Annotated in this window: 16 protein-coding genes; 12 read left to right on the forward strand and 4 right to left on the reverse strand. The window is 54.2% G+C overall.

The window, feature by feature from the left end:
* Nucleotides 1-51: 51 nt before the first annotated feature.
* The gene (metZ, locus tag HOL66_07460) at nt 52-1,254 is read left to right on the forward strand and encodes an O-succinylhomoserine sulfhydrylase (GenBank protein MBT5244066.1); all 1,203 of its coding nucleotides are present in this window, start codon (nt 52-54) and stop codon (nt 1,252-1,254) included.
* Complete coding sequence (locus HOL66_07465) at nt 1,251-3,017, forward strand: methyltransferase domain-containing protein (GenBank protein MBT5244067.1); 1,767 nt, start codon at nt 1,251-1,253, stop codon at nt 3,015-3,017. Before metZ ends, HOL66_07465 begins: the two co-directional genes overlap by 4 nt.
* A gap of 2 nt (nt 3,018-3,019) precedes the next feature.
* Here HOL66_07465 and ppc read toward each other — a convergent pair whose 3' ends face one another.
* Entirely contained in the window at nt 3,020-5,779 is a 2,760-nt protein-coding gene (gene ppc / locus HOL66_07470) for a phosphoenolpyruvate carboxylase (GenBank protein MBT5244068.1), read from the reverse strand.
* Between the two features lie 2 nt (nt 5,780-5,781).
* Nucleotides 5,782-6,153, reverse strand: coding sequence for a rhodanese-like domain-containing protein (locus HOL66_07475; protein ID MBT5244069.1), 372 nt, complete (start codon nt 6,151-6,153; stop codon nt 5,782-5,784).
* A 179-nt stretch (nt 6,154-6,332) separates the two neighbouring features.
* Between HOL66_07475 and HOL66_07480 the strand changes: the two genes are divergently transcribed.
* The 9 genes from HOL66_07480 (at nt 6,333) to HOL66_07520 (ending at nt 21,956) form a co-directional block, all read left to right on the forward strand.
* Nucleotides 6,333-9,815 carry an FAD-dependent oxidoreductase gene (locus HOL66_07480; GenBank protein MBT5244070.1) on the forward strand — a complete coding sequence of 1,161 codons (3,483 nt, stop codon included), beginning with the start codon at nt 6,333-6,335 and terminating at the stop codon, nt 9,813-9,815.
* Between the two features lie 17 nt (nt 9,816-9,832).
* A complete protein-coding gene (locus HOL66_07485) occupies nt 9,833-11,191 on the forward strand; it encodes a TldD/PmbA family protein (protein ID MBT5244071.1) in 1,359 nt (452 codons plus the stop codon).
* 110 nt (nt 11,192-11,301) lie between these two features.
* Nucleotides 11,302-13,035 (forward strand): ATP-binding cassette domain-containing protein, encoded by a 1,734-nt coding sequence (locus tag HOL66_07490; protein MBT5244072.1) that lies wholly within the window; start codon nt 11,302-11,304, stop codon nt 13,033-13,035.
* Nucleotides 13,032-13,748, forward strand: a complete 717-nt coding sequence (locus tag HOL66_07495) for a lysophospholipid acyltransferase family protein (protein ID MBT5244073.1) — start codon at nt 13,032-13,034, stop codon at nt 13,746-13,748. The genes HOL66_07490 and HOL66_07495 overlap by 4 nt, the downstream gene beginning before the upstream one ends.
* Nucleotides 13,745-15,013, forward strand: a complete 1,269-nt coding sequence (locus HOL66_07500) for a 3-deoxy-D-manno-octulosonic acid transferase (protein MBT5244074.1) — start codon at nt 13,745-13,747, stop codon at nt 15,011-15,013. The genes HOL66_07495 and HOL66_07500 overlap by 4 nt, the downstream gene beginning before the upstream one ends.
* 1 nt (nt 15,014) lies before the next feature.
* The gene (locus HOL66_07505) at nt 15,015-15,995 is read left to right on the forward strand and encodes a tetraacyldisaccharide 4'-kinase (protein MBT5244075.1); all 981 of its coding nucleotides are present in this window, start codon (nt 15,015-15,017) and stop codon (nt 15,993-15,995) included.
* Complete coding sequence (locus HOL66_07510; GenBank protein MBT5244076.1) at nt 15,988-16,872, forward strand: lauroyl acyltransferase; 885 nt, start codon at nt 15,988-15,990, stop codon at nt 16,870-16,872. The genes HOL66_07505 and HOL66_07510 overlap by 8 nt, the downstream gene beginning before the upstream one ends.
* A 161-nt stretch (nt 16,873-17,033) precedes the next feature.
* Nucleotides 17,034-20,330 (forward strand): PAS domain-containing protein, encoded by a 3,297-nt coding sequence (locus HOL66_07515; protein ID MBT5244077.1) that lies wholly within the window; start codon nt 17,034-17,036, stop codon nt 20,328-20,330.
* A gap of 99 nt (nt 20,331-20,429) precedes the next feature.
* A complete protein-coding gene (locus HOL66_07520) occupies nt 20,430-21,956 on the forward strand; it encodes an altronate dehydratase (protein ID MBT5244078.1) in 1,527 nt (508 codons plus the stop codon).
* A 10-nt stretch (nt 21,957-21,966) separates the two neighbouring features.
* Here HOL66_07520 and HOL66_07525 read toward each other — a convergent pair whose 3' ends face one another.
* Both HOL66_07525 and HOL66_07530 read right to left on the reverse strand, forming a co-directional pair.
* A complete protein-coding gene (locus HOL66_07525; GenBank protein MBT5244079.1) occupies nt 21,967-22,707 on the reverse strand; it encodes a M23 family metallopeptidase in 741 nt (246 codons plus the stop codon).
* A 65-nt stretch (nt 22,708-22,772) separates the two neighbouring features.
* The gene (locus HOL66_07530) at nt 22,773-24,182 is read right to left on the reverse strand and encodes an exodeoxyribonuclease VII large subunit (protein MBT5244080.1); all 1,410 of its coding nucleotides are present in this window, start codon (nt 24,180-24,182) and stop codon (nt 22,773-22,775) included.
* A gap of 49 nt (nt 24,183-24,231) precedes the next feature.
* On the opposite strand from HOL66_07530, the gene purD reads away from it, so the two are divergent.
* Nucleotides 24,232-25,503, forward strand: coding sequence for a phosphoribosylamine--glycine ligase (gene purD / locus HOL66_07535; GenBank protein ID MBT5244081.1), 1,272 nt, complete (start codon nt 24,232-24,234; stop codon nt 25,501-25,503).

Consider the following 25,503-nt stretch of genomic DNA (forward strand, 5'->3'; position numbering starts at 1 on the left):
GTTCCTTCGCCCCATTTTTGAAGGACAAGTGAGACGTTGGAGATAAATTCCATGACGACCAAGAAAACCGATCCACAAAACTGGCGTCCGGCAACCCAACTGATTCGCGGTGGCACCGAACGTTCCGGGTTCGATGAGACCAGCGAAGCCTTGTACATGACATCGGGCTACGTCTACGAATCACCAGAAGAAGCCGAACAGGCCTTCAAGGGCGAGAAAGACCGTTTTGTCTATTCCCGTTACGCCAACCCGACCGTCGCCATGCTGGAAAAACGGCTGGCATTACTGGAAGGCGCCACCTACTGCAACGCCACGGCCAGTGGCATGTCCGCTGTTTTCGCGGCCCTCGCCTGTCAGCTTAAAACCGGTGACCGGGTCGTCGCCTCGCGCGCCCTGTTCGGATCATGTCATTACATCATCACCGAATTACTGCCCGGTTTCGGTATTGAAGGGGTGCTGGTTGACGGCACCGATCTTGATCAATGGGACGCCGCCCTATCCCAACCGACCAACGCGGTGTTCCTGGAAACGCCATCAAACCCGACACTGGAAATCATCGACATCAAGGCTGTATCCGAACGTGCCCACAAGGCTGGCGCCTGCGTCGTGATCGACAATGTTTTCGCCACCCCGGTATTGCAAAAACCACTGCAACTGGGGGCCGACGTTGTCGTCTATTCATCGACAAAACATATCGACGGCCAGGGCCGTTCCATGGGTGGTGCGATCCTTTCCAATGACCAGGATTTCGCCGAAGAGAAACTTAAACCTTTCTTGCGCAACACCGGCCCGTCGGCCAGTCCGTTTAATGCCTGGCTACAGTTAAAGGGACTTGAGACCCTTGACCTGAGAGTCGAAAAAATGGCCGCCAACGCCCTGGAGGTTGCCCGCTTCCTTGAAGCCCGGGACGGCATTCAAAAGGTTTTCTATCCGGGTCTCGAAAGCCATCCCCAGTTCCAACTTGCAAAAACCCAAATGGGTAGTGGTTCAACAATTGTCGCCTTTGAGGTCCCCGGCGGGCGAGAGGGCGCGTTCAAATTGTTAAACGGTGTCGATATCATCGACATCTCCAACAACCTGGGTGATTCAAAAAGTCTGATTACCCATCCGGCAACGACAACCCACCAGCGCCTGAGCCCCGAGGAACGCGCCATGATGGGAATTGAGGACGGGTTGATTCGCCTGTCGGTCGGACTGGAAGACGTGGAAGACCTGAAGGAAGATCTGGAACGCGCATTAAAGGTCATGCGTTGACAGAGGAGCTTGGCATTGAGGCGTTAAAAGCTGGCGATTACAAGTCAGCCATTTCGTATTTTGAGGCCGCAGTCAAAATCGATCCCGACAATGGAGCTATTCGCTATCATCTGGCCCAGGCACTTCGCCATGATGGGCGCGAAGGCGACGCGATCATTGAAGCGACCGAGGCTCTGGCTCGTGACCCTGCCCACAATGAAGCGGCCCGTCTGTTAACTTACCTGCTCAGCTTCCTCAAGCTTCGCAATCCCGGTGGTATCAACCCGGCGGGGCTCGCTGCGGCATTCAATTTCATCAACGTCGACCATCAGGTTCTCGCCACCCCGGCCCTGGCTTACCTTAAGCAATGCACGCCTTTATGTGATGCCCTGATGGTGTGCCAGGCGCAAGGCTGGTCAGCAGGCGCTCAATGGCTGTTGTCATCGAAAGGCCGCACGGTTTTACGTGATCCCCTATTGCTTACGACATTAGGCGCCGCCGCCAACACGGATCTGGATATCGAACTGTTACTGACGGCATTACGCAAAGTTCTGTTGATGAGCGCGCCGGATAAAACTTTTCGCAAAGCTCATATTCTGGAATTTATCTACGTGCTGATCAGGCTGTTGGAAATCAATGAGTATGTCTTTGCCGTATCCAATGAAGAGCAACAACAGCTTGAGAACATCTTCATTAATCCGCAGGGCGTTGCCAAAGGATCACGGGCGGCGGCGGAAAGTCTATTGCTAAAGGCGCTTTATGCACCCCTTTGGCGGCTTCTGGGTGAGGACGGCAAGAATTGTGATGAATGGAAAGTCACACCCAAAAAGTGGGGTGACATGATCAGCGCACATATTGGCGAAAGAAATAAAGTCGCCGAAGCCGCGCAAGGAATCGAATGCCTTGGTGACATCGGTGATGAAATTTCACAAAACGTTGCCCGCCTTTATGAGGAAAATCCTTATCCACGGTGGTTGAGCTTGCATACCCCGAGTGTCAAAAGTCGCCGCAATTTATTGGCGGGTTATTTTACAGATAAGGAATTGGCCTTCATGGAGGCCCCCTGCACGGTATTGATCGCGGGTGCGGGAACCGGTCAGCAGGCCGTCGATGCCGCCTTGGGGTATGGTCCCAATGCCGCCCTCACGGCAATTGATCTTAGCCTCGCCAGCCTTGGCTACGCCAAGCGAATGGCTGAACTGTTCCAGGTCGACAATCTGCGCTTTATGCAATGCGACATTTTGAATACCGGTTTGCTTGAGGGAGAATTTGACGTCATCGAGAGCATCGGCGTCCTCCACCATATGGATGATCCGTGGCTGGGCTGGAAGACGCTTGTTGAAAAACTTCGCCCCGGTGGATTGATGAAAATCGGCCTCTACAGCAGCGCCGCCCGGCGTACCATTGCCTCCCTCAGGAAGGAAATTGAAGCCCGCGAAACGGGCGATGACGAGCAAACAATTCGCGATTACCGCCAGAGCATTATCAATCAGGGTGCGGATGGGGAAGGCGCGTTCCTGTTGCAATCAGCAGATTTTTTCAGTCTCAGCAATTTTCGCGATCTGATGTTTCACGTCAGTGAACAACATGTGACGATCCCTGAAATCGCCACCTTCATGACGACAAGCGAGCTGACTTTCCATGGCTTCGAGATTCCCCTCGATATCGTCGATGGCTATCCGGGCAGCGATGCAATTCTTGATCTTGAAAGCTGGCATGATTTTGAGGACAGCCACCCCGATACGTTCAAAGGCATGTATGTTTTCTGGTGTCGCAAAAACTAAAATCAGCCGCTGTTGCGCAAGCCTGCTGATATGCCGTTGATGGTGAGCTGAATGCCACGCAAAACCTTTGGGTTTTCTGATTCCCGGCGATACTTTTTCATCAGCTCCAGCTGAAGATGATTGAGCGGATCAAGATAGGGGAACCTGTTGTGCATGGAGCGTTCCAGCAACGGGTTGGCCTGCAAAAGTCTCTCATTGCCGGATATCTTCAAGACCGCATCAATCGAGAGTTGCCACTCTGCACGGATACGATCAAAAATTCTTTTACGCAGTTCTTCATCGGCGACCAGTTCCGAATAACGTCGGGCGATGGCGATACTGCTTTTTGACAACACCATGTCGATGTTGGAAAGCTGGGTACGGAAAAAAGGCCACTTGAGATAAAGTTCCTGCAGGAAGGCAGTGCCCTTATCCGGATTATCCTCCAGCCACTTTTCCACCGCCGAGCCAAAGCCGTACCAGCCCGGCAACATCAAGCGGCATTGGGCCCAGCTAAACACCCACGGAATGGCGCGCAAGTCCTCAATCTTATGGGTCTTGCTTCGCGATGGCGGCCTTGAACCAATATTCATGGTGGCGATTTCATTGATCACCGTTGAAGACCAGAAATAATCCTCAAAACCTTCCGTTCCGTAGACCAGATCACGGTATGCGCTAAATGCTTCCCTTGAAAGTTCGTCCATCACGGCCATGTACGCAAGGGGCGGCGGGGTCTGGTTTTCATGCAGAAGGGTGGCATCCAAAGTTGCAGCGGCAAGAATTTCAAGATTGCGGCGGCCCAGGTCGGCGTTGGAATATTTACTCGAAATGATTTCACCCTGCTCGGTCATACGCAACTGGCCCTGCACCGCCCCGGCGGGTTGGGCCAGGATTGCATCGTAGCTGGGGCCGCCGCCTCGCCCGACCGTGCCGCCACGTCCATGGAACAGGCGCAGTTTGATATCGTGACGGGCAAAAAGGTCGATCAGCCCCGTTTGCGCCTTGTAAAGTTCCCAGCCCGAGGTGACAAAGCCACCGTCTTTGTTACTGTCGGAATAGCCGAGCATCACTTCCTGGACACCATCAAGGTTGTCCACCAATTGCCTGTACACAGGGATCGACAACACCCGGTCCATGATATCCAGACAATTGCGAAGATCGGCAATGGTTTCAAACAGCGGAACGATATGCAACGCGCAACCGCCTTCCGCAGTCACCAGATTGACCTGCTTGAGCAATACCGCAAGTTCCAGTATGTCCGATACGGACCTGGTATTGGATATGATCGACGTGGTGATCGCCTTTTCACCCAAGGCCTGGCGAGTAGCCGCTGCCGCTTGCAGGATATCCAGTTCGGATTTGGTATCTTCTGTGTAGTCCCATCCGCTGCGAAGCAATGACCGGCCCGAGCGCAGTTCCGCGACAAGCAAATCAACCCGTTGATCCTCGGATAACCGGGAATAGTCAATATCAGCATCAATCGCATTAAACAGTTCTGTAATAACCTGTTCATGAACCGATGAATTTTGCCGCATATCAAGGCTGGTCAGGTGGAACCCGAAACAATCGACGGCCCGTCGCAAGTCCCGCAAACGCCCGTCGGCAAGGTCGGCAAGGCCATTTGATTCCAGCGACTGATGAATGATATCCAGATCATCGGCAAAATCGGCCGGTCCCAGGTAAGGTGGGGCGGCACCAACCGGCTTACGGGGGGGCTCTCCGAGATCGAGTTTTTCTGCCGTAGCCGCCAGGCGGGCATAAACGCCGGATATGGCCCGCCGGTAAGGTTCGTTGGCACGGTGGAGGGATGTATCGGGCGACTGTTCATCGAGGTTTTGCAAACCAACCGATACATTGACCAGCGCCGCAGACATGGACATCTCGGCCCCCAAACGGTGCAACTCCTTAAAATAAAAGGAAAACGCCTTGGCACCCTGACGCTGTACGGTCTTGCTCAAAACATCGGCGGTAACAAACGGGTTTCCGTCCCGGTCACCACCGATCCAGCTGCCGATCTGCAAAAAGGACGCAAGCGGCTGGCCCGGACTGTCACCCGACATTTCCTCTAGCCGGTCTTCAATCGCCCTGTAAATTTTCGGTAGCTGATCCAGGAAGGTGTAATCGTAGTAGGTCAGCCCGTTTGAAACTTCGTCGAGAACATTCAGGCGGCTGTTGCGCAACATGCCGGTTTGCCATAGCGCCAGAATTGCCCGGCGAATATGAACTTCGATTTCCTTGCTTTCATCGGGGGTTAAATCCACCTGACCGCGCCGCGCCAAAAGGGCCGCAATGGCCAGTTCATGACCCATTGTGCTTTTGCGCCGGACTTCGGTTGGGTGAGCCGTCAACACAGGATGAACGTGGGCGTCTGCAAAGAAGGCGTTCAGTTCCGCTGTGCTGATCCCTGCTTCTGCCGCTCGCGCCAATACATTTTTCATAGAGCCGCGCCGGGGTGGATCACCGGCCCTGTCATGACTGCGGGTTCTGCGCACATGGTGCAGGTCTTCGGCGATATTGGCCAAATGAGAGAACAGGCTAAAGGCCCGTATCACGTCAACGGCCTCTTTCGGATCAAGCCGTTTTAATATTTTTTCCAGTTCTTTTTTTGCCGGTTCAGCGTCATCGCGATGGTAACGCACCGAGGTTTGGCGGATCATCTCGACGATCTCGAAGGCGTCATCACCGTTCTGTTCGCGCACCGTGTTTCCCAGCAGGCGGCCCAACAGATGGATATCATCACGCAACGGCGCATCTTTATCCGCGTTCAAGGAGGCTTCCGTCATCGTCACCCCTGCACCCAGGGCAGGCTATCAACTTTCCAGCCGTTAATTGTGCCACGGTGGCCAGCGGGGTCCTTGTCGCCTTCAAAACCATAGGCGATGTTGTAACAGGTCGAAAAACCAGCCGTGGTCAAAGCGATGGCGGCAGCTTTCGAGCGCTGGCCGGAGCGACAGAGAATCACCAGATCCTGGGTCGGATCAACGCCGGTCTCCGACACCTGTGTGAGGAAGTCAGCATTAATTTGCATGGACGGAAAGACCAGCCAGGGCACCAGCAACGGTTGACGCGCCAGCGCACTTAAATCCGGCAATCCGACATAAGCCCATTCCGCCGGTGTACGCACATCTAGCAACCCAGCCCTGGTGTTATCAGCCATCACCTGCCAGGACTGTTTTGGCCCGATATCGCCGGCATATGCACCTTCGTTCACCGTAAAACCCCTCAAATAATGGGAGAAACCCTTGTTTCTCTTGCCAATCACCGCACAAATGGATATGACCACTGTAATAAATACGCATAGCTATGCGTATTTAATCCGACGACTGAAAGAATAGCATGACAGACCTTACCCTCGCCCATCATTTATCATTCAAAGATCTGTACGACAATGATGGATTGATCCGCCTCGACAAGGCTTTCCTTGAACACATGCAAGAAGCCGATGGCGATCTTTCCAGGCGTCTCATCGATGCCCGTAAAGATCCTGACGCTCTGGACGAGAAAGCAACGTCCGATCTTATTTTGGATTTAGGCCCACATGTTGATGATTTTATCGGACATTTGTTTGGTATTGAGCGACAGATCCGCGAACTAGCCGAACGCCATCATGATCTGGCGCCCCTGTTCGCCTGTAAAAGGTTATTCGTTCAACGCCAGGCGGCCAAAAAAATAAAGCCGGATGAAGCCGGGACAATCGACGGCTCAGGCCTGGAGCAACAACTGACGGCGCAAATGGGTGACGCCTTTGATCAACTGACATTCGCCAAAACCGTGATGAACTGGCTCGATGATGAAGAGACCAATGCCGACGCCCTTGATATGGCCAGGCGCTACGCTGCCTGGGCTTTCCATACACAAGCAGGAAAGCAGCGCCATCGCGCCGATGTTTTGTTCAAGGGGCCTGAAAAAGTCGACTTCATGAATTTGGTGGAGGCCGAAACCTTTCACGACCACGGCACCGATATTCTGCACCTGCCGCCCGAATCTCAACATCCCCGCGACGGCTTCGCCCTGACCGATCAGGGATGCGATCTTGTCGGCGCGCTTGACCAGGCGAACTATTGCGTCATCTGCCATGACCGGGGCAAGGACACCTGCTCGCGTGGCATTCGCGATAAACAAAGCGGTGCTTTCGCCAGCAATGAGCTGAACATTCCACAGGCCGGTTGTCCGTTGGAAGAAAAGATATCCGAAATGCACAAAGCCAAGGCTGACGGTCATGCCGTGGCGGCGCTGGCGATCATCGCCATCGATAACCCGATGACAGCAGCCACCGGTCACCGTATCTGCAATGACTGCATGAAAGCCTGCATCTACCAAAAACAGGAACCGGTCAATATTCCCGAAGCCGAAACACGGACGCTCAAAGACGTTCTTGAATTACCCTGGGGATTTGAAATCTATTCCCTGCTAACCCGCTGGAACCCCTTGAACTTCAAACGCCCCCATCCGGCCAGTGACAGCGGCTACAAAGTATTGGTCGTCGGCCAGGGACCGGCCGGTTTCACCCTTGCCCATTACCTGATGAATGAAGGCCACACGGTCGTTGCCATTGACGGGGCCAAAATCGAACCGCTGGATGCTTCTTTAAGCGGCATCAGCCAAAGTGGCGAGCGGACTGCCTTCGAACCGATCCATAGCTTTACCGATATTGAAGAACCGCTGGACGAGCGAACCATGGCCGGTTTTGGCGGCGTTGCCGAATACGGGATCACCGTGCGCTGGAACAAGAATTTTCTAAAAGCCATCCGTATCATGCTCGAACGCCGTGCCCACTACACCCTGTATGGCGGGGTTCGCTTCGGTGGTGCGATCACCGCTGACAACGCCTTCGAGATGGGCTTCGATCACATCGCCCTTTGCATCGGCGCTGGCAAACCAACCGTGCTTGGCATTCCCAACGCGCTGGCCCGCGGTGTTCGTCAGGCATCGGATTTCCTGATGGCGTTGCAGTTGACCGGGGCGGCGAAGTCCGACTCCGTAGCCAACCTCAACATCCGCCTGCCGGTTGTCGTCATTGGCGGCGGATTGACTGCCATCGATACGGCGACCGAGGCGCTGGCCTATTACGTTAAACAGGTCGAGAAATTCCTTGTCCGGCATGAGAAACTGGCTGCCAACGGCGGCGTCGATGCGGACTGGAGCAAGGAAGAACAAGGTTTCGCCGAAGAGTTTCTGCAACACGGCAAGGCTATACGTGATGAGCGGCAAGCAGCCGCTAAGGAAGACCGTCTACCCAATTTTGCGCCATTGCTCGACAGCTGGGGTGGGGCGACCATTGCCTACCGGCGTCGCCTGATTGATGCGCCCAGTTACACCCTGAACCACGAAGAAATCACCAAAGCCTTTGAGCAGGGCATCAATTTCGCCGAGATGGTCTCTCCCGTCGCCATCGACGTGGATGACCACGGCCATGCCCAGGCAATCAAACTTGAAGTACAGGAACTGGACGAACACAACCGCCCCAATGCGACAGGCCATGTTATTTCCCTGCCTGCACGATCAATCCTGATCGCTGCCGGAACCCAACCCAATACGGTGATCGCCCGCGAATATCCCGGTTTTGCCGATCTTGACGGCAAATACTTCCAGGCCGAAGACGAAGACGGCAATATTGTTTCACCTGAATGGTCGGCCAAGCCCGAAGAAGCGCAAGTGACCATGAAGGTCACCGAAAACGGTCATTCCATTACCTTCTTTGGCGATCTCCACCCATCCTTTGCCGGTAATGTGGTAAAAGCCATGGCCAGCGCCAGGCGGGGCTATCCGGTAATCAACCGGCAACTGGTAAAAAATCCGCCGAGCCCCGTCAGCGCGTCCAATCTGGTGGAGCAGCTTGATCATGGACTTCGGGCTCGTGTTGTCGACGTCATTCGCCTGACCCCCAACATCGTCGAGGTCGTCTTGCACGCGCCGCTGGCGGCCAGGGCTTTCAAGCCGGGGCAGTTTTTCCGCCTGCAAAACTTCGAGGCCAACGCCAAACGCTGTGACGGCACGGTTCTGGGCATGGAAGGTCAGGCACTGACCGGGGCCTGGGTCGACGTTGAAAAAGGACTGGTCGCCACCATCGTCCTTGAAATGGGTGGCTCATCCAGCTTGTGTGAACTATTGCAACCGGGAGAGCACGTCATCCTGATGGGACCGACAGGCGCGCCGACGGAAACCCCCGGCGGCGAGACCGTTGTTCTGGTCGGCGGCGGGCTGGGCAACGCCGTGCTGTTTTCCATCGGTCAGGCGTTTCGCCAGGCAGGATCAAAGGTTCTCTACTTCGCCGCCTACAAAGGCACCGGCGACCGTTACCACATTGACAACATCGAAGCCGCCGCCGACACCATCGTCTGGTGTTGCGACGAAGCGCCCGGCTTTGAACCCGGACGCGATGGCGACAAAGCCTTTGTCGGCAATGTTGTCGAGGCCATGACCGCTTACGCCAATGGTGGCCTGGGCGACAACCCGATTTCCATGAAAGACGCCGAACGGATGCTTGTCATTGGTTCGGACGTCATGATGAAGGCCGTCGCCGATGCCCGACACGGTATTTTGAAAGAACACCTTGATCCGGCCCATACCGCCATCGGCTCCATCAACTCGCCCATGCAATGCATGATGAAGGAGATCTGCGCCCAGTGTCTGCAATTGCACAGGGACCCTGAAACCGGTGAGGAAACGATCATCTTCTCATGCTTTAATCAGGATCAGAATCTTGATCATGTTGTCTTCCCGGCCCTCAAACAACGGCTGCTTCAAAACGCCGTGCAGGAGAAACTAACCCGCCAATGGATCATGCATTGCATGTCGGACTTGCAAGACGCGGGTTAAAAGGCCATTTTCCAGCAATGACGGATTCTCAAAGCAATGATCAGGCTGAAGCGCTCGGCCTGTTGGAAGATTTAATCGGACAGGCCAAAAAAGCCGGCGCCGATGACTGTGACGCGGTCTTTATCAAAGGCGTATCCCTGTCGAAATCAATACGACTGGGAAAACCTGAACATCTGGAACGCTCCGAAGGCCGTGATATTGGCCTTAGGGTCTTTATCGGCCAGCGCCAGGCTATCGTGTCATCCTCTGATACCGCACCCGAAGCACTGGCGGAACTTTCGATGCGCGCCGTTGCCATGGCCCGTGCCGTACCCGAAGACCCCTATTGCGGACTTGCCGAAGCGGGACAATTAGCCAAAGACATTCCCGATCTCCAATCCTGCGACCCTTTCGAGCCTGACGCCGAACATTTAAGCGATCTCGCTAGCCGTGCTGAAGAAGCGGCATTGGCGGTTTCCGGTGTTACCAATTCGGAAGGTGGTTCGGCGGGCTGGGGTGCCTACACGGTAGCCATGGCGGGCTCAAACGGATTTTCTCACGCCTACGCCAATTCCAGCCATTCGCTCAGCGCCTCGGTGATTGCCGGTGAAGGCACCGGAATGGAACGCGATTACGACTATACCGCCGCCGTATACGCTGCCGATATGGAAAGCCCGGAAGCCATCGGCAAGAGTGCCGGTGAAAAAGCCATCAAGCGCCTGCACCCGAAAAAAGTTGAAACCGCTGCTGTACCGATCATTTACGACCCACGGGTATCAAAAAGCCTGATCGGGCATCTGTCGGCAGCCGTCAACGGCTCGTCGATTGCCCGTGGCTCATCATTTTTGAAAGACAAGATGGGACAGCGGATTTTTGCCAAAGGCGTCAATATCATCGACGATCCGCATCGTAAACGCGGACTGAAATCCCGTCCCTTCGACGGCGAAGGCGTGGCCACCAGACGCTCGCATCTGATCAATGACGGCGAACTGACAACATGGTTCATGGATCTGCGTTCGGCCCGCCAACTGGGGCTTGAAACGACGGGCCACGCTTCAAGGGGAACCTCCTCACCACCATCACCTTCGGCCAGCAATCTTTATCTGGAGCCCGGCACCATGACCCCGGAAGAACTGATGGCGGATATTGGGCAGGGACTTTATGTCAACGAACTGATCGGTTTTGGCATCAATGGCGTAACCGGCGATTATTCACGCGGGGCCAGTGGTTTCTGGATTGAAGACGGCAAAATCGCCTTCCCGGTCAGCGAAGTCACCATCGCAGGAAACCTGAACGAAATGTTTGCAAATTTAAGCGCCGCCAACGATCTTGAATTCCGCTACGGCATTGATGCGCCAAGCGTTCGTGTTGATGGCATGACGGTGGCCGGGCGCTAGCTACCAGCGCCTTGGCATGTTAATGTCCGGCAGTATTTAACGGGGAAATTACAGCCGTGGATGACCGGTCCTTAACGAAGGAACACCAACACCAATCAACCTCCAGCCTGATGCGCAGGCTGGCTGGCGAGTATATCCGGCCTTATATAGGCTGGATTTCATCGGCGGTGTTTTTCATGATCATCGTTTCGGCAGCCACCGGCATATCCGCGTGGCTAATGGAACCCATCGTCGATGATGTTTTCATCGCCAAAAACAAAGACACTTTATGGCTTGTTGGTCTGGCGGTTTTCGTCACGTTCGCCGTCAAAGGGGCCGCCAATTATGCCCAGGCGGCTTTAATGAGCCGGGTCGGACTGAAAATTATCGCCGATGCGCAAAGTCGCTTGTTCGCGCACCTTGAACGCATGGATCTGGGCTTCTTCCATTCCAACCCGACGGGAACCCTTATTTCACGCTTTACCACCGATATCGGGCAAATGCGGGCCATCGTCTCCAACGTTCTGACCAGTCTGGGCAAGGATCTGATGAGTCTGATCGCCCTTGTAGCTGTGATGTTTTACCAAAACTGGCAACTCGCCTGCATCGCAATTTTCATTTTTCCTATCGCCATCCTGCCAATTTCCAGACTGGGCAAACGCATACGCAAGGTCACCGCCAATACCCAGGTTGAAGTCGGTTTGTTCATGACCCTGCTTGAGCAAACCTTTCAGGGCATTCGCGTGGTCAAGGCTTACGGGATGGAAGCCTACGAAAAAGGCCGCATGGATGAAGTGATCACAAAACTGTTCTCTTTAAGTTTTAAATCCGCCCGTATTCGCGCTCTGGCCAGCCCGATCATGGAATCCCTCGGCGGTGTCGCCGTTGCCATCGTCATCATTTATGGCGGCCAGCAGGTCATCGACGGGGTTAATTCCCCCGGCGCCTTCTTCTCGTTCATCACCGCCCTGCTGATGGCTTACGAGCCCATGAAACGACTGGCCAATCTGAACGCCAACATGCAGGAGGGTCTGGCCGGCGCCCAGCGCTTGTTTGATGTCCTTGATACGGAACCTGTGATTCTCGATAAACCGGATGCCCGCCCTTTAAGCGACATTCAGGGGGAAATTGCCCTCACGAACGTCCATTTTTCCTATACATCGGACACCCCTGCACTTTCCGGCGTAAATCTAAATGTTCCCGCCGGAAAGCGGGTCGCCCTTGTTGGACCATCGGGGGCTGGAAAATCGACGATTCTCAACCTGATACCACGTTTTTATGACATCAATGAAGGCTCCGTCAGCATCGACGGCATTGATGTGCGCGACGTGACCATGTGCTCGCTGCACGAAAATATCGCCCTGGTCAGTCAGGAGATCACCCTTTTTGATGACACGGTGCGGGCCAATATTGCGTACGGACGGGCCGGTGCCAATGACCAGGAAATAGAAGATGCCGCCCGCAATGCCGCCGCCCACGATTTTATTACCGATCTTCCAGGTGGCTACGACACGCAGGTTGGAGAACAGGGTGTGAAACTATCTGGTGGCCAGCGCCAAAGGCTGGCGATCGCCCGGGCAATGTTGAAAAATGCGCCGATCCTGCTGCTCGATGAAGCCACATCGGCGCTTGATACGGAGTCCGAACGGCAGGTTCAGGAGGCCCTCGACCAACTGATGAGCGAGCGCACCACCCTGGTTATTGCACACAGACTGTCGACCGTTGTTGACGCCGATGTCATCTACGTCATCGAGAACGGTTGCATTAGCCAATCAGGCAGCCATGCCGCCTTGCTCGATGAGGGCGGCCCCTATGCCAAACTATACGCTTTGCAATTTGCAAGCCAAGGTACGGCAGTCCCGTGAGGCTGGATAAAAGAATCCTGCGCTCGCAGGTGGTGCAAAACTGCCTGTGTTTTCTGGCCGCCGCCTATATTCGTTTTGTTTATCTGACAAGCCGTTGGAGCGTTGTCGGCGGCGATATTCCCAAGCGGTTCTGGGATGAAGACAAGATGTTCCTGCTCTGCTTCTGGCATGGACGCCTGATGATGATGCCGCACTGCTGGGATATGTCCAAAACCATCCATATGATGATTTCCATGCACCGGGACGGGCGTATCCTTTCAGATACCGTCGCCAAGTTGGGAATCAAAACCATTGTTGGCTCCACATCCAGGGGCGGCGCTGCGGCGCTGCGTACCATGGTTAAAACGGTCAAAGCTGGTGAATACGTCGGCCTGACCCCGGATGGTCCTCGCGGCCCGCGTATGCGCGCCCAGGAAGGTGTTGTCACGATAGCCAGACTGGCCAACATTCCGGTTATTCCGATCAGCTACGCCTCAAGCAATTCCAAAATTTTAGGTTCCTGGGATCACTTTGTTGCCGCCCTGCCCTTTGGCCGCGGAGTCTTTGTTTGGGGTGAACCCATCCACGTTCCCCACACCGCGGACAAAACAGAGCTGGAAAAATCCCGCCAGGAAATCGAAGACAGTCTTAATGCGATTTCCGCCGAGGCTGATCGTCTGTGCGGCCTTCGCGTCATTGAGCCAGCCCCACCGGCAGGGGAGACGGCGCCATGATATTGTCTATCTACCGGATCGTTACCACCCTGGGCCAACCGTTGATCCGTTTTCATCTTTCAAGACGACTGGCCAAAGGCAAGGAAGACAAAACCCGGTTTGGCGAACGTCTGGGTGTGGCGGGAAAACCACGACCTGATGGAAAGCTGGTCTGGATTCACGCCGCCAGCGTCGGCGAGTCATTGTCCCTGTTACCCTTGATAGAGCGCTTACGGACTGATTATGCTGACTGGAATATTTTGCTGACCACTGGCACCGTGACATCAGCGGCATTGATGGCGGAACGGCTGCCAGAGGGGACCATTCACCAGTATGTACCGGTTGATCGAGCCGCCTACGGCGAGCGGTTCCTGAACCACTGGCGGCCAGACCTCGCGTTGTGGGCGGAATCTGAATTCTGGCCCAACCTGATCTGTAGAGCTGCGGCAAAAGACCTGCCGATGATTCTGTTGAACGGCAGGATATCCAATAAATCCTACTCCGGTTGGCGGCGTTTTCCGGGTTTGATAAGAAAACTCCTTGGCGCTTTTTCACTGTGTCTTGGACAATCAAATATTGATGCCGCCCGGCTTAGTGATCTTGGCGCAACAAACGCCAAATCTGTTGGCAACCTGAAATTTGCCGCCCCGCCCCTGCCAGCAGACGCGCTAGCTATTGATATATTTACCGCCCAAATCGACGGACGCCCCTGCTGGTTGGCATCAAGCACCCACAAAGGGGAGGAGGAAATCGTCGGCAGGGTCCAGCTTTCCCTGAAAGAAAAACACCCCGCTTTGCTGAGCATCATTGTGCCGCGCCATCCCGGACGCGGGATTGAAGTCTCAGCAGGTTTGCAATCCATGGGACTGAACACAGCACTTCGTTCTGCCGGTGAAAAAATCACTGCCGACACGGATATATATATTGCTGACACCATGGGTGAATTGGGGTTGTTTTATCGTCTATCGCCTATTGTTTTCATCGGCAAATCGCTAATTGCCTCCGGTGGACAAAATCCCCTGGAAGCGGCCCGCCTTGGCTGCGCCATCATTTTTGGCCCGCACATGTCCAACTTTGCTGAAATCACCGATACCTTTATGCAAAATCAGGCCGGGCTGGAAATCGCCGATGAAGCAGGAATGAGAGATACCATCGATCATTTGCTTTCTCATCCTGATGAATGCCTGAAACTGGGGCAAGCAGCAGCCCGGGTCGCCGATAACGAAGCTGACGTGCTTGACGCGGTAATGGGAGAGCTCATTCCCTATCTGAAGGGGGGCAATTGACATGCAAGCCCCCGGCTTTTGGCAATCAGGGAAAGGTGGTTTTCTGGCGCAATTACTTGCTCCGCTAGGCTGGGCTTATGGATTTGCGACAAAAACCAAAATGGCGACGACCAAGCCCTGGAAATCCCCCATCCCTGTCCTTTGTGTTGGCAATCTAACAGCGGGTGGAGCCGGGAAAACCCCGGTCGCACTTGATTTGGGCAAACGCCTGATATCAAAAGGCAAGACCGTACATTTCCTGTCGCGCGGCTATGGGGGCAATGAAAAAGGCCCACTACTGGTCGATCCGGAAATCCATGACCATTTCAGGGTCGGCGATGAACCGCTGTTACTAGCGGCTCTTGCCCCAACCTGGGTTTCCGGGTCCCGAAAATCCGGATGCATGGCTGCGGCACAGGCAGGGGCTGATCTGATCATCATGGATGACGGATTTCAAAATCCATATATCCATAAAGATTTTTCCACCATTGTTGTTGATGGTGGTTATGGCTTCGGCAACGCCAAAATGATTCCGGCAGGCCCCCTACGCGAAAGCATTGCCGATGGTTTGGCCCGCGCCAATGCTTGCGTTGTGATCGGAGAAGATACATCGGGCGCACTGCATTCAATTTCAGACTGCGGATTATCTCCACTCAGGGCCAGATTTGCCGCAGATACGCAAAGCAAAAGCGAACTGACGGGACCGGTTGTCGCCTTCGCCGGCATTGGTCGGCCGGATAAATTTTTTGAAACTGTTTCCCAAATGGGCCATAACATCGCTTCGGTCATTCCGTTTCCTGACCATCACCCTTATAACAACGCCGATATCGCAACCTTGCGAAATATTGCGACGAAGGCAGGAGCAGGGTTGATAACCACCCAAAAAGATGAACAGCGACTACCTGCTTCATTTATGGATGAAGTGAGCGTTGTCACCGTCTCTCTTGAATGGACGGATGAGGGGGCGCTGGAAGCCTTGCTGGATGGAATCTGTAATGCTTAAGCGCTATCTGTCCCATCCCTTACAGGGCCTGGCCGCACAGATTTTTTTCGCGCTGGTTCAATTGCTGCCGATCAAATGGGCATCGGCTTGTGGTGGCTTTCTGGGAAGAACCATCGGTCCCGCCTTAAGCATCTCGAAGCGGGCGCGACGAAACTTCGCCATCGCCTTTCCCGATATCACGCCCGAGGAAACCGAAAATCTGGTCCTCGACATGTGGGATAACCTGGGCCGTACGGTGATGGAATACCCGTTACTGAATCGTATTCGTGTCGAGGGAAAACAGGCCCATGTCGAACTGATCGGAGCCCAATACCTGGATTTGCTAAGGGAAGACGACAAACCCGGTCTTTTCTTTTCGGGCCATCTTGCGAATTGGGAAATTCCTGCCATTTGTGTGGCCAAGCTGGGCCTGACTCCACATCTTATTTACCGCTCGCCGAACAATCCTTACGTCGAGAAATTATTTCAAAGACGCCACCTCAAAGACAGCACCCTGATACAGAAGGGATCGAAAGGCGCCAAAATGGCCCTGAAGGCCCTGTTAGCGGGTGGCCACCTTGGCATGCTAATCGACCAGAAAATGAATGATGGTATCCCTGTCCCCTTGTTCGGCCACGACGCCATGACCGCCCCCGCCCTGGCTCAATTGGCGCTCAAATTTGATTGCCCGGTCATTCCCATTAAAGTTGAGCGTTTGCAGGGCTTGAGTTTCCGCGTCACTTGTTATCCACCGCTCGAAATCAAGCCCGGAAGTGACAAGACAGCCGACGTTCTGGCTATCACGACGCAGGTCAACCGGACGCTGGAAAACTGGATCCGCGAGAACCCCGCCCAATGGCTTTGGCTTCACAACCGTTGGCCCGATGATATCAGTTGATTATCCGTTCTAAGAACTGTCTTTCAATATGCGCAAACAAACACTTGATCCGGTGCCTATCAACTCCAATTTAATACGAACAGAAAGGGGAGAGAGGGTGAAGTTCGCCGCCTGAAAGACATACAGTCTGACGGGAAAAAATACCTGGAAAGTCGACCGATTTGTCTGAAGCTCAACATCCCAAAAAAACATATTTTTCCACCAATTTTTCAACGATCCTTCTCGTCCTGACTGGATTGATCGGCGCCCTGCTTGTCTTTAACTGGTCGGCTAAAGAGCAGCAGCAACATGCCCAGAAAAATTTTGAAGACCTGAGCCAACAAGTTGCAGTATCTCTTGAAAGGCAATTCAGGCGTAGTGAAGACGCCTTGACATCAATCGTTGCCTTCTTCGCCGGGTCCAACAATGTAAAACGCGCCCAGTTTCGTACCTTCGTCTCCAGGGCCATGTCGGATTACGTTGGCATTCAGGCGCTTGAGTGGATACCGCGGGTATCAAGCATGGCCCGGAATACCTACGAGCGGGCGGCTCGACAAAACGGATTGGAAAATTTCTCATTTCGCCAAATAGGTGATGGCGGCATGGTCACGGCGACAAGACGAGCCGAATATTATCCGGTCTTTTACGTTGAGCCATTTATCGGCAATCAGAAGGCGTTGGGTTTTGATCTTGCATCCAATCCCGTTCGCAAAGCAGCGCTGGAAAAAGCCCGCGACACAGGCATGACGGTCTCCAGCGCCCGAATTGCACTGGTTCAGGAAACCGCCAAGCAGGCCGGGGTCCTTGTCTTCGCGCCCATGTATGGCACTGGTAACCCACCCCTGAGCATCAAGGACAGACGCAGTACCGTTAGTGGTTTCGCCCTTGGCGTATTTCGTATTGGCGATCTTCTGGATGCTTCGATTTCAAAAACCGCACGGCAAAGTGAACTCATTATCGCCCTTTATGATGTCTCGGATACGAAAAATCTTCAGCCCCTTCATCTGGTCGGTGTCGAAAGTAACGCGCCCTGGCCGGAAATGGCGGATCTGGTCGCCGCACAGTATTTCGAGAAAACCCACGATTTTGGCGGCCGGCAGTGGCGACTGGTCATAGCCCCGAAATCCGGCCAAATAGCTATCGAGCAACCCTGGATACCTTGGCTTGCTGCGTCCGTGATCTTTCTTATCCTGGTCCTGATCAGCTTCTACGTTCAACTGATTGTGCGCCGCAGGGAGTTCGCCGAAAATCTGGTAAAGGAAAGCACCCGCGAGCTGGATTTTCAAAAACTGGCGCTCGATGAACACGCCATCGTCAGCATCACCGATGTGAAGGGCAACATTACTTATGCCAATGATGCATTTTGCGAAATCAGTGGCTTTACACGTGCGGAGCTGTTGGGGAAAAACCACCGCATCATCAAATCCGATGAACATTCGCCGGAATTTTATAACGACCTATGGCAATCCATAACCAAAGGGAAAATCTGGCACGGCGAATTAAAGAACCTTAAGAAAGGCGGTGGATATTACTGGATCAAGGCGACCATCGTTCCCTTCCTCGACGAACGGGGCAAACCCTTCCAGTATGTGGCCATCCGCACTGACATTACCGAACGCAAAAAGGCGGAGGATACCCTTTATGAAACAACCGACCGCCTGTTAAGCTCGCAACAGATCGCGCATGTCGGTTCGTGGGATTGGGACATCACAGGTGGTGAGCTTTCCTGGACCGACGAAATCTACAATATTGTCGGACGTATGCGCTCTGGCTTTGAGGCGACTTACGAGAATTTCCTTGAATGCATCCATCCCGATGACCGCGGTCTTGTAGCATCCGCCGTCGCTCAAGCCGTTGAAAAAGATACACCTTATGATATCGAACACCGGGTCGTGCATCCCGACGGAAGCACCCGCTTTGTTCACGAAAAGGGCCGGGTTTACCGCGATGATGAAGGTGCCCCCGTGCGGATGCTTGGTATTGTTCACGATATTACCGAACGGACCTTGCTTGATAAGGCCAAGAACGAGTTTATCTCGACGGTCAGTCACGAACTGCGCACACCATTGACGTCAATCAAAGGATCGCTTGGCTTGATCAAGTCCGGCACCATTGGCGAGTTGCCTGAAAAGATGCAATCGATGTTGCACATCGCCTACAACAATTCTGACCGGCTGGTGTTGCTCATCAACGACATCCTTGATATGGAAAAAATCAAGGCTGGCAAAATGGACTTCCACATGCAACCAACCGATATTGTTTCCTTGGTTGAAGAAGCGATGGATGCCAACAAGGGATACGGTGACGAACACGGCGTCACATTCACCTGCCAGGATTGTGATCAGAACATGCTGGTGCAAGGTGACAAGGACCGCTTGATGCAGGCCCTTTCCAACATTATGTCAAATGCCGCCAAATTTTCGATAAGCGGCGAGCAAGTAGAACTATCAATAAAGCGTCAGGACAAGACCATTCGTATCGCCGTGAAGGATACCGGCCAGGGTATTCCCGAAGAATTCAGGGATGCAATCTTCGATAAATTTTCCCAGGCAGACTCCTCTGACACCCGACAGAAAGGTGGAACCGGGTTGGGTCTCAGTATCACCAAGGCGATTGTTGAACGTCATGAAGGAGTGATTTATTTCGACACCGAAACCGGCAAAGGAACAACTTTTTACATCGATCTTCCCGAGCTTGAAGGGCCCGGTGTGCAAACAGAAACTAATGGCGTTGGACAATGTCGTATTCTGATCTGTGAAGACGAGAGCGACATCGCGACATTGCTTGAAATGATGCTGGAAAAGGCGGGATACAGAACCCATACCGCCAGAACAGCAGCCCAGGCAAGACAGATGCTTGAACAGGAAAATTTCAATGCAATGACCCTTGATCTCAATCTCCCCGATCAGGACGGCATTTCCTTGATTCAGGAATTAAGAAACGAGCCGAAAACACAAAACCTGCCTATCATCGTCGTCTCGGCAACAGCGGGCGAAGGGAAACGGGAATTAAACGGTGACGCGGTAGGGCTCATCGACTGGATACAAAAACCCATTGATATGCCGCTTCTTGTCAAGCGGGTGGGCGAGGCACTTCAGCATTCTTCAGGGATCAGGCCCCGAATTTTGCATGTGGAAGACGACGAGAGCATCATTAAGATCATCTCTTCCCTTATCGATGACACAGGGGATGTGGTGGCTGCGATGACCATCAAAGAGGCCAGGGATCGGCTGGAAAAAGAAATCTTTGACCTTGTCATCCTTGATCTCGCCCTGCCCGATGGTGATGGTGGCGAGCTTCTTCCCCTGTTAAACAAACCTGGCCGGGCATCGGTCCCGGTGATTGTTTTTTCAGCGGGGGATGTTTCGCGCAAAACAGCCCAAAGCATCAGTGCAGCCCTGGTTAAATCTCAAACATCCAACGATGAACTCCTGAGCACGATCCGCTCCGTGATCGAGACAAGACAGGTCGCCATCTAAGAAGCCTTAAAAAATTTACTATAAGGAATCTTCCGCTTGTCCGGCGTATGATCGTATCCCGAAAAAGACCATGACAAATGATCGTACAGGGAAGAACCCATGACCGCCAAAACATCAATCCAGCTAAGCGAAAAAGACAACGTCGCTGTGGTGCCCGTCGAAGTCGCCAAGGATGAGTATATTGAACCGGCGGGAATTATCGCCTGCCAACTGATTCCGCGTGGTCACAAGTTGGCGTTGGAGGCAATAGAGCAGGGACAGGCGGTCCTTAAATACGGTCAGATTATCGGTTTTGCCTCGGTTCCCATTGCAGCGGGTGAACATGTCCATGTGCATAACGTTTCCATGGGGGATTTCGAGCGTGATTATGCTTACGGCGAAGCCGCCGTTGATAGCGAAATGGTTCCCGGGGCCGAGCGCGCCACCTTTGAAGGCTACCGCCGCGAAGACGGTAAAGTCGGCACCCGAAACTATATTGGCATCGTCACCTCGGTCAATTGCTCCGCCACCGTTGCCAAACACATCGCTCGCGAGATCGAAAAATGCGGCATTCTGGATGACTATCCCAATGTTGATGGCATTGTCCCCATTGTCCATGGCGCTGGTTGCTGTACCGCTACCGATGATGAAGGCTTTAACATGTTGCAACGGACCATTTGGGGGCACGCCAGACATGCCAACTTTTCTTCGGTGTTAATGCTCGGCCTGGGTTGCGAAGCCAATCAAATTCCCCTGATGCTGGATGTAATGGGCAAACCAGCGGAGGAAACCTTTCACTACACCACCATCCAGCAGGAAGGCGGAACCCGAAAGACTGTCGAGGAAGCGGTCAGCTGGTTTCAAAGCATTCTGCCGCGCGCCAACGCTGCGCGCCGTGAGAGCGTGCCCGCTTCGGAACTGACCGTGGCCCTTCAATGTGGTGGATCGGACGGATATTCGGGTATCACCGCGAACCCGGCGCTGGGCATCGCCATCGATCATCTTGTCCGCCATGGGGGCTCGGGAGTACTTGCCGAAACGCCTGAAATTTACGGTGCAGAACATCTGCTAACCCGGCGCGCCAGTTCCCGCGACGTCGGCGAAAAACTGATCGAACGCATCCACTGGTGGGAAGACTATGCCGCCAAAAATGGCGGCAACATGAATAACAACCCGACACCGGGCAACAAGGCCGGGGGGCTGACGACGATTCTTGAGAAATCCTTAGGGGCCGTCGCCAAGGGTGGTTCGACCAATCTTGTCGGTGTCTATAAATACGCCGAACCCATAACCACCAAAGGTTTCGCCTTTATGGACAGCCCCGGCTATGACCCGGCGTCGATCACCGGCGAAGTTGCCTCGGGCTGCAATCTTGTCGCCTTCACCACCGGCAGGGGATCGGTTTACGGTAACAAGCCGGTGCCATCCCTGAAACTGGCGACAAACACGCCCATGTACGATCATATGAGCGAAGACATGGACATCAATTGCGGCACCATCGTTGACGGCACCCAGAGCCTTGAAGAGGTCGGGGAGAGTATTTTCAAAAAATTACTGGCCGTGGCTTCGGGCGAAAAAACCAAATCCGAGGAACTTGACTTCGGCGACGCCGAATTTGTGCCCTGGCAGGTCGGCGCCCAGATGTAACAACACGCCCTTAAGGCATCTTCCCGGCGATCAGGGCCGGATCAAGATGGGTGCGTCCCAATGTCATGCCCCAATGCAAATGTGCGCCTGTGACCCGCCCGGTTTTACCGACTTTTCCAATCGGTGTTCCTTTTTTCACCATCGATCCCTGTTTGACCAGTATGGCGCTCATATGGGCGTAGACGCTGGTCAAGCCAAGCCCGTGATCGAGCATCAGTGTTTTGCCCGTATAGAACATGTCATCTTTGATCAAAGCGACCTGACCATCAGACGGAGCCTTGATGATGGTTCCTTCCGGGGCCGCGATATCGGTGCCGTTGTGGGGGTTTTTCGGTTTGCCGTTTAATATTCGCTGAGATCCAAAAACACCTGAGAGCGGCCCCGTCACCGGCCATATAAACCCTGCAGCGAAATAGGCATCAACCGTATCAAGCCCACGGACTCTGCCAATTCCCGCATTGTCTGCCTTAATGCGTGCCACGTCTTCAGGCTTAGGCGTTACTTTTCTTGAGGGCAGTCCGTCAATGCGCTGAACCTTGTATTGCCGACTGCTAACACTGAGCGTGCGACGGTCTGTTTTACCATCACCACCGGTAATGCTTAAGCTCACCTGTTCCGGCGCGTTGCGGCCAAACCCGATGAGGAAACGACCATCGCTGGAAAGCCCCAATTGCTTGCCATCCAGTTCGACCTTGTTTCCCGGTTTTGTTTTCCCAAAGACGAGCCCGCCCTGGATAAAGTTTCCTTCCATGCTGACCTCAGCAGCTTCGGAAATGCCCGATAACAGGATAAAGGCAAAAACAACAAACCACCTTCTCACAACAGGTTTCCTTGTTTTCCGTCATCTTTTTTGGGTTTTTTTGCAGCCTTGCCCGTCGCATTTGCCGCGACTTTTCCATCATGAAACTGTATCTGCAGGTCCATGCCGGGTTTGACATCGGCCGCCGCCAAAAGAGCATTATCTGACGTGTCACTAACCAGCGCAAAGCCCCTTGCCAGCACCCGCTGGTAGGAGAAACTTTCCAGCAACGCCGATGCTTTCGCCAATTTTTGCTTTCGTTCCAAAACAACGCCTTTTGCGCCTTGCCTCATGGCCCGCGCAGTGCTGTCCAGCCTGTCCCGGGCATGATCAATGCGTTGCCCCGGCTTGACAATCGCCGCCACCGTTTCAGCAAGACGAGCCCGGCGACTTGCCATTCCGGTGCGCAGGCTAAACGTCAACCGCTCGGCCCAGTCATCAAGACGCTGGGACGAGTCTTCGACAACCCGGCGCAAATTCGGTAACCCCCGCACCAGTCCTTCAAGCACAGTCCTGTGCTGGTTAAGAGAACGGTTCATGACATTGACCAGTCGCATACCGCTGTCCATGACCTGGGCCAGCAATTCAGCCCGCACCGGCACCGCCAGTTCTGCCGCCGCGGTTGGTGTCGGTGCCCGCATATCGGCGGCAAAATCAATCAGCGTGGTGTCGGTTTCATGGCCGACGGCCGATATCAGCGGCACGGTGCAATTGGCGGCGGCGCGAACCACCTGTTCTTCGTTAAAGGCCATCAGATCTTCAAGTGAGCCGCCGCCGCGCGCAACAATCAACAAATCAGGACGGGGAACCGTGCCACCTTGCTTCAAGGCGCTGAAACCGTCGATGGCGGCGCTTATTTCCGCCGCCGCCTTGTCACCCTGAACCAGCACCGGCCATAGCAACACCCGAACCGGGAAACGATCAGACAAACGGTGCAGGATATCGCGAATGACCGCGCCGGTCGGCGAACTGACGACGCCGATCACTTGTGGCAAAAACGGCAAATCGCTTTTTCGCTCAGGGTCGAATAATCCTTCTTCGGCGAGTTTTCGCCTTCGTTCCTGCAGCAGCTTAAGAAGCGCGCCTTCACCCGCTAACTCAATGGAATCAATAACAATTTGATAGCTTGAGCGGGCACCGTAGGCGGTAATCCGCCCCGTCGCCACCACTTCCATGCCATCTTCGGGGGCAATTGACAGACGACCCGCCGTGCCACGCCAGCAAACACCGTCGAGCACAGCGTCGTCATCCTTCAGGCGCAGATACATGTGCCCCGATGCGGCGCGTTTAAAACCGGTAATCTCGCCGCGCACCCGAACCCTTGGAAAACGGTCCTCAAGCGTACTTTTCAGCGCTTGCGACAGCTCACCCACCGAAAGTTCCGGAAGATTATGTACAGATTCTTCAAGCGATTTCTTTTCAGTCATGGTCGACAGTATGTATGGTGGTGTTGGGGAAATGAAGAAGGATTTTAAGATGAAGGTTTTGGTTGTCGGTTCTGGTGGTCGTGAGCATTCCTTATGCTGGGCCATCGCCAAGTCGCCAAAGTGCGACGAACTGTTTTGCGCACCCGGTAACGCCGGAATTGATGGCATTGCCATCTGTGTCGATATCGGCGCCGATGACATTGACGCCCTTGTCGGTTTCACAACCGATAACGCCATCGACTTTGTCGTCGTCGGCCCCGAAGCGCCGCTGGTTGATGGTCTGGTCGACAGACTGAATGAAGCCGGCATCCCGGCCTTTGGCCCAAGCGCCGCCGCGGCAGCCCTGGAAGGCTCAAAAGGCTTCATGAAGGATTTATCGGCCAAATACAATATCCCGAGCGCCGAATACGGACGTTTTGACGAGCCGGACGCAGCCAAGGAATTCATCCTGCGCCACGGCACGCCGATTGTCGTCAAAGCCGACGGATTGGCCGCCGGAAAGGGCGTAATCATCTGCCAGAACAAGAATGAGGCCTACGCCGCTGTTGATCACATTATGACAGAGCGCGCCTTCGGCGGGGCTGGCGCGGAAGTCATCATCGAGGAATTCATGGAGGGTGAGGAAGCCAGTTTCTTCGTTCTTTGCGATGGGATCAACGCCGTCGCCCTTAGATCGGCACAGGACCACAAGGCCGCCTTCGATGGCGATGAAGGCCCCAATACCGGCGGTATGGGTGCCTATACCCCGGCCCCGGTCGTCGACGACGCCATGGCTGCCCGAATCATGGATGAAATCATCACCCCGACGATCAAGGCGATGGCGGCGGAAGGCAAACCGTACAAAGGGGTTCTGTACGCTGGCCTGATGATCACCAGTACGGGGCCAAAACTGATCGAATTCAACGTCCGTTTCGGTGACCCGGAATGTCAGCCCCTGATGCTGGCGCTGAAATCCGATATCCTGACAGCGCTGATCGCCAGTGCCGATGGCACACTCGATAAAATCAAGTTGAAATGGCATGACGAAGCCACCCTGATCGTTGTTATGGCAACCAATGGCTATCCCGGTCGATATGAGAAAGGCAGCGTAATAAAAGGTGTCGGGGAAGCAAACGCCATGGATGATGTCTTTGTCTTCCACGCCGGCACAAAGGCCGACAACGGCGCATTGCTGGCCAATGGAGGACGGGTGCTGGGCATTACGACGAAAGCCAAAACCGTCGCCCAGGCACAAAAACTGGCTTACAAGGCGGTCGCCAAAATAGACTGGCCGGAAGGCTTCAACCGAACCGACATCGGCTGGCGCGCGGCCAAACGTTAA

The sequence above is a fragment of the Rhodospirillaceae bacterium genome (genome assembly GCA_018662005.1).
Taxonomy (GTDB): Bacteria; Pseudomonadota; Alphaproteobacteria; order Rhodospirillales; family JABHCV01; genus JACNJU01.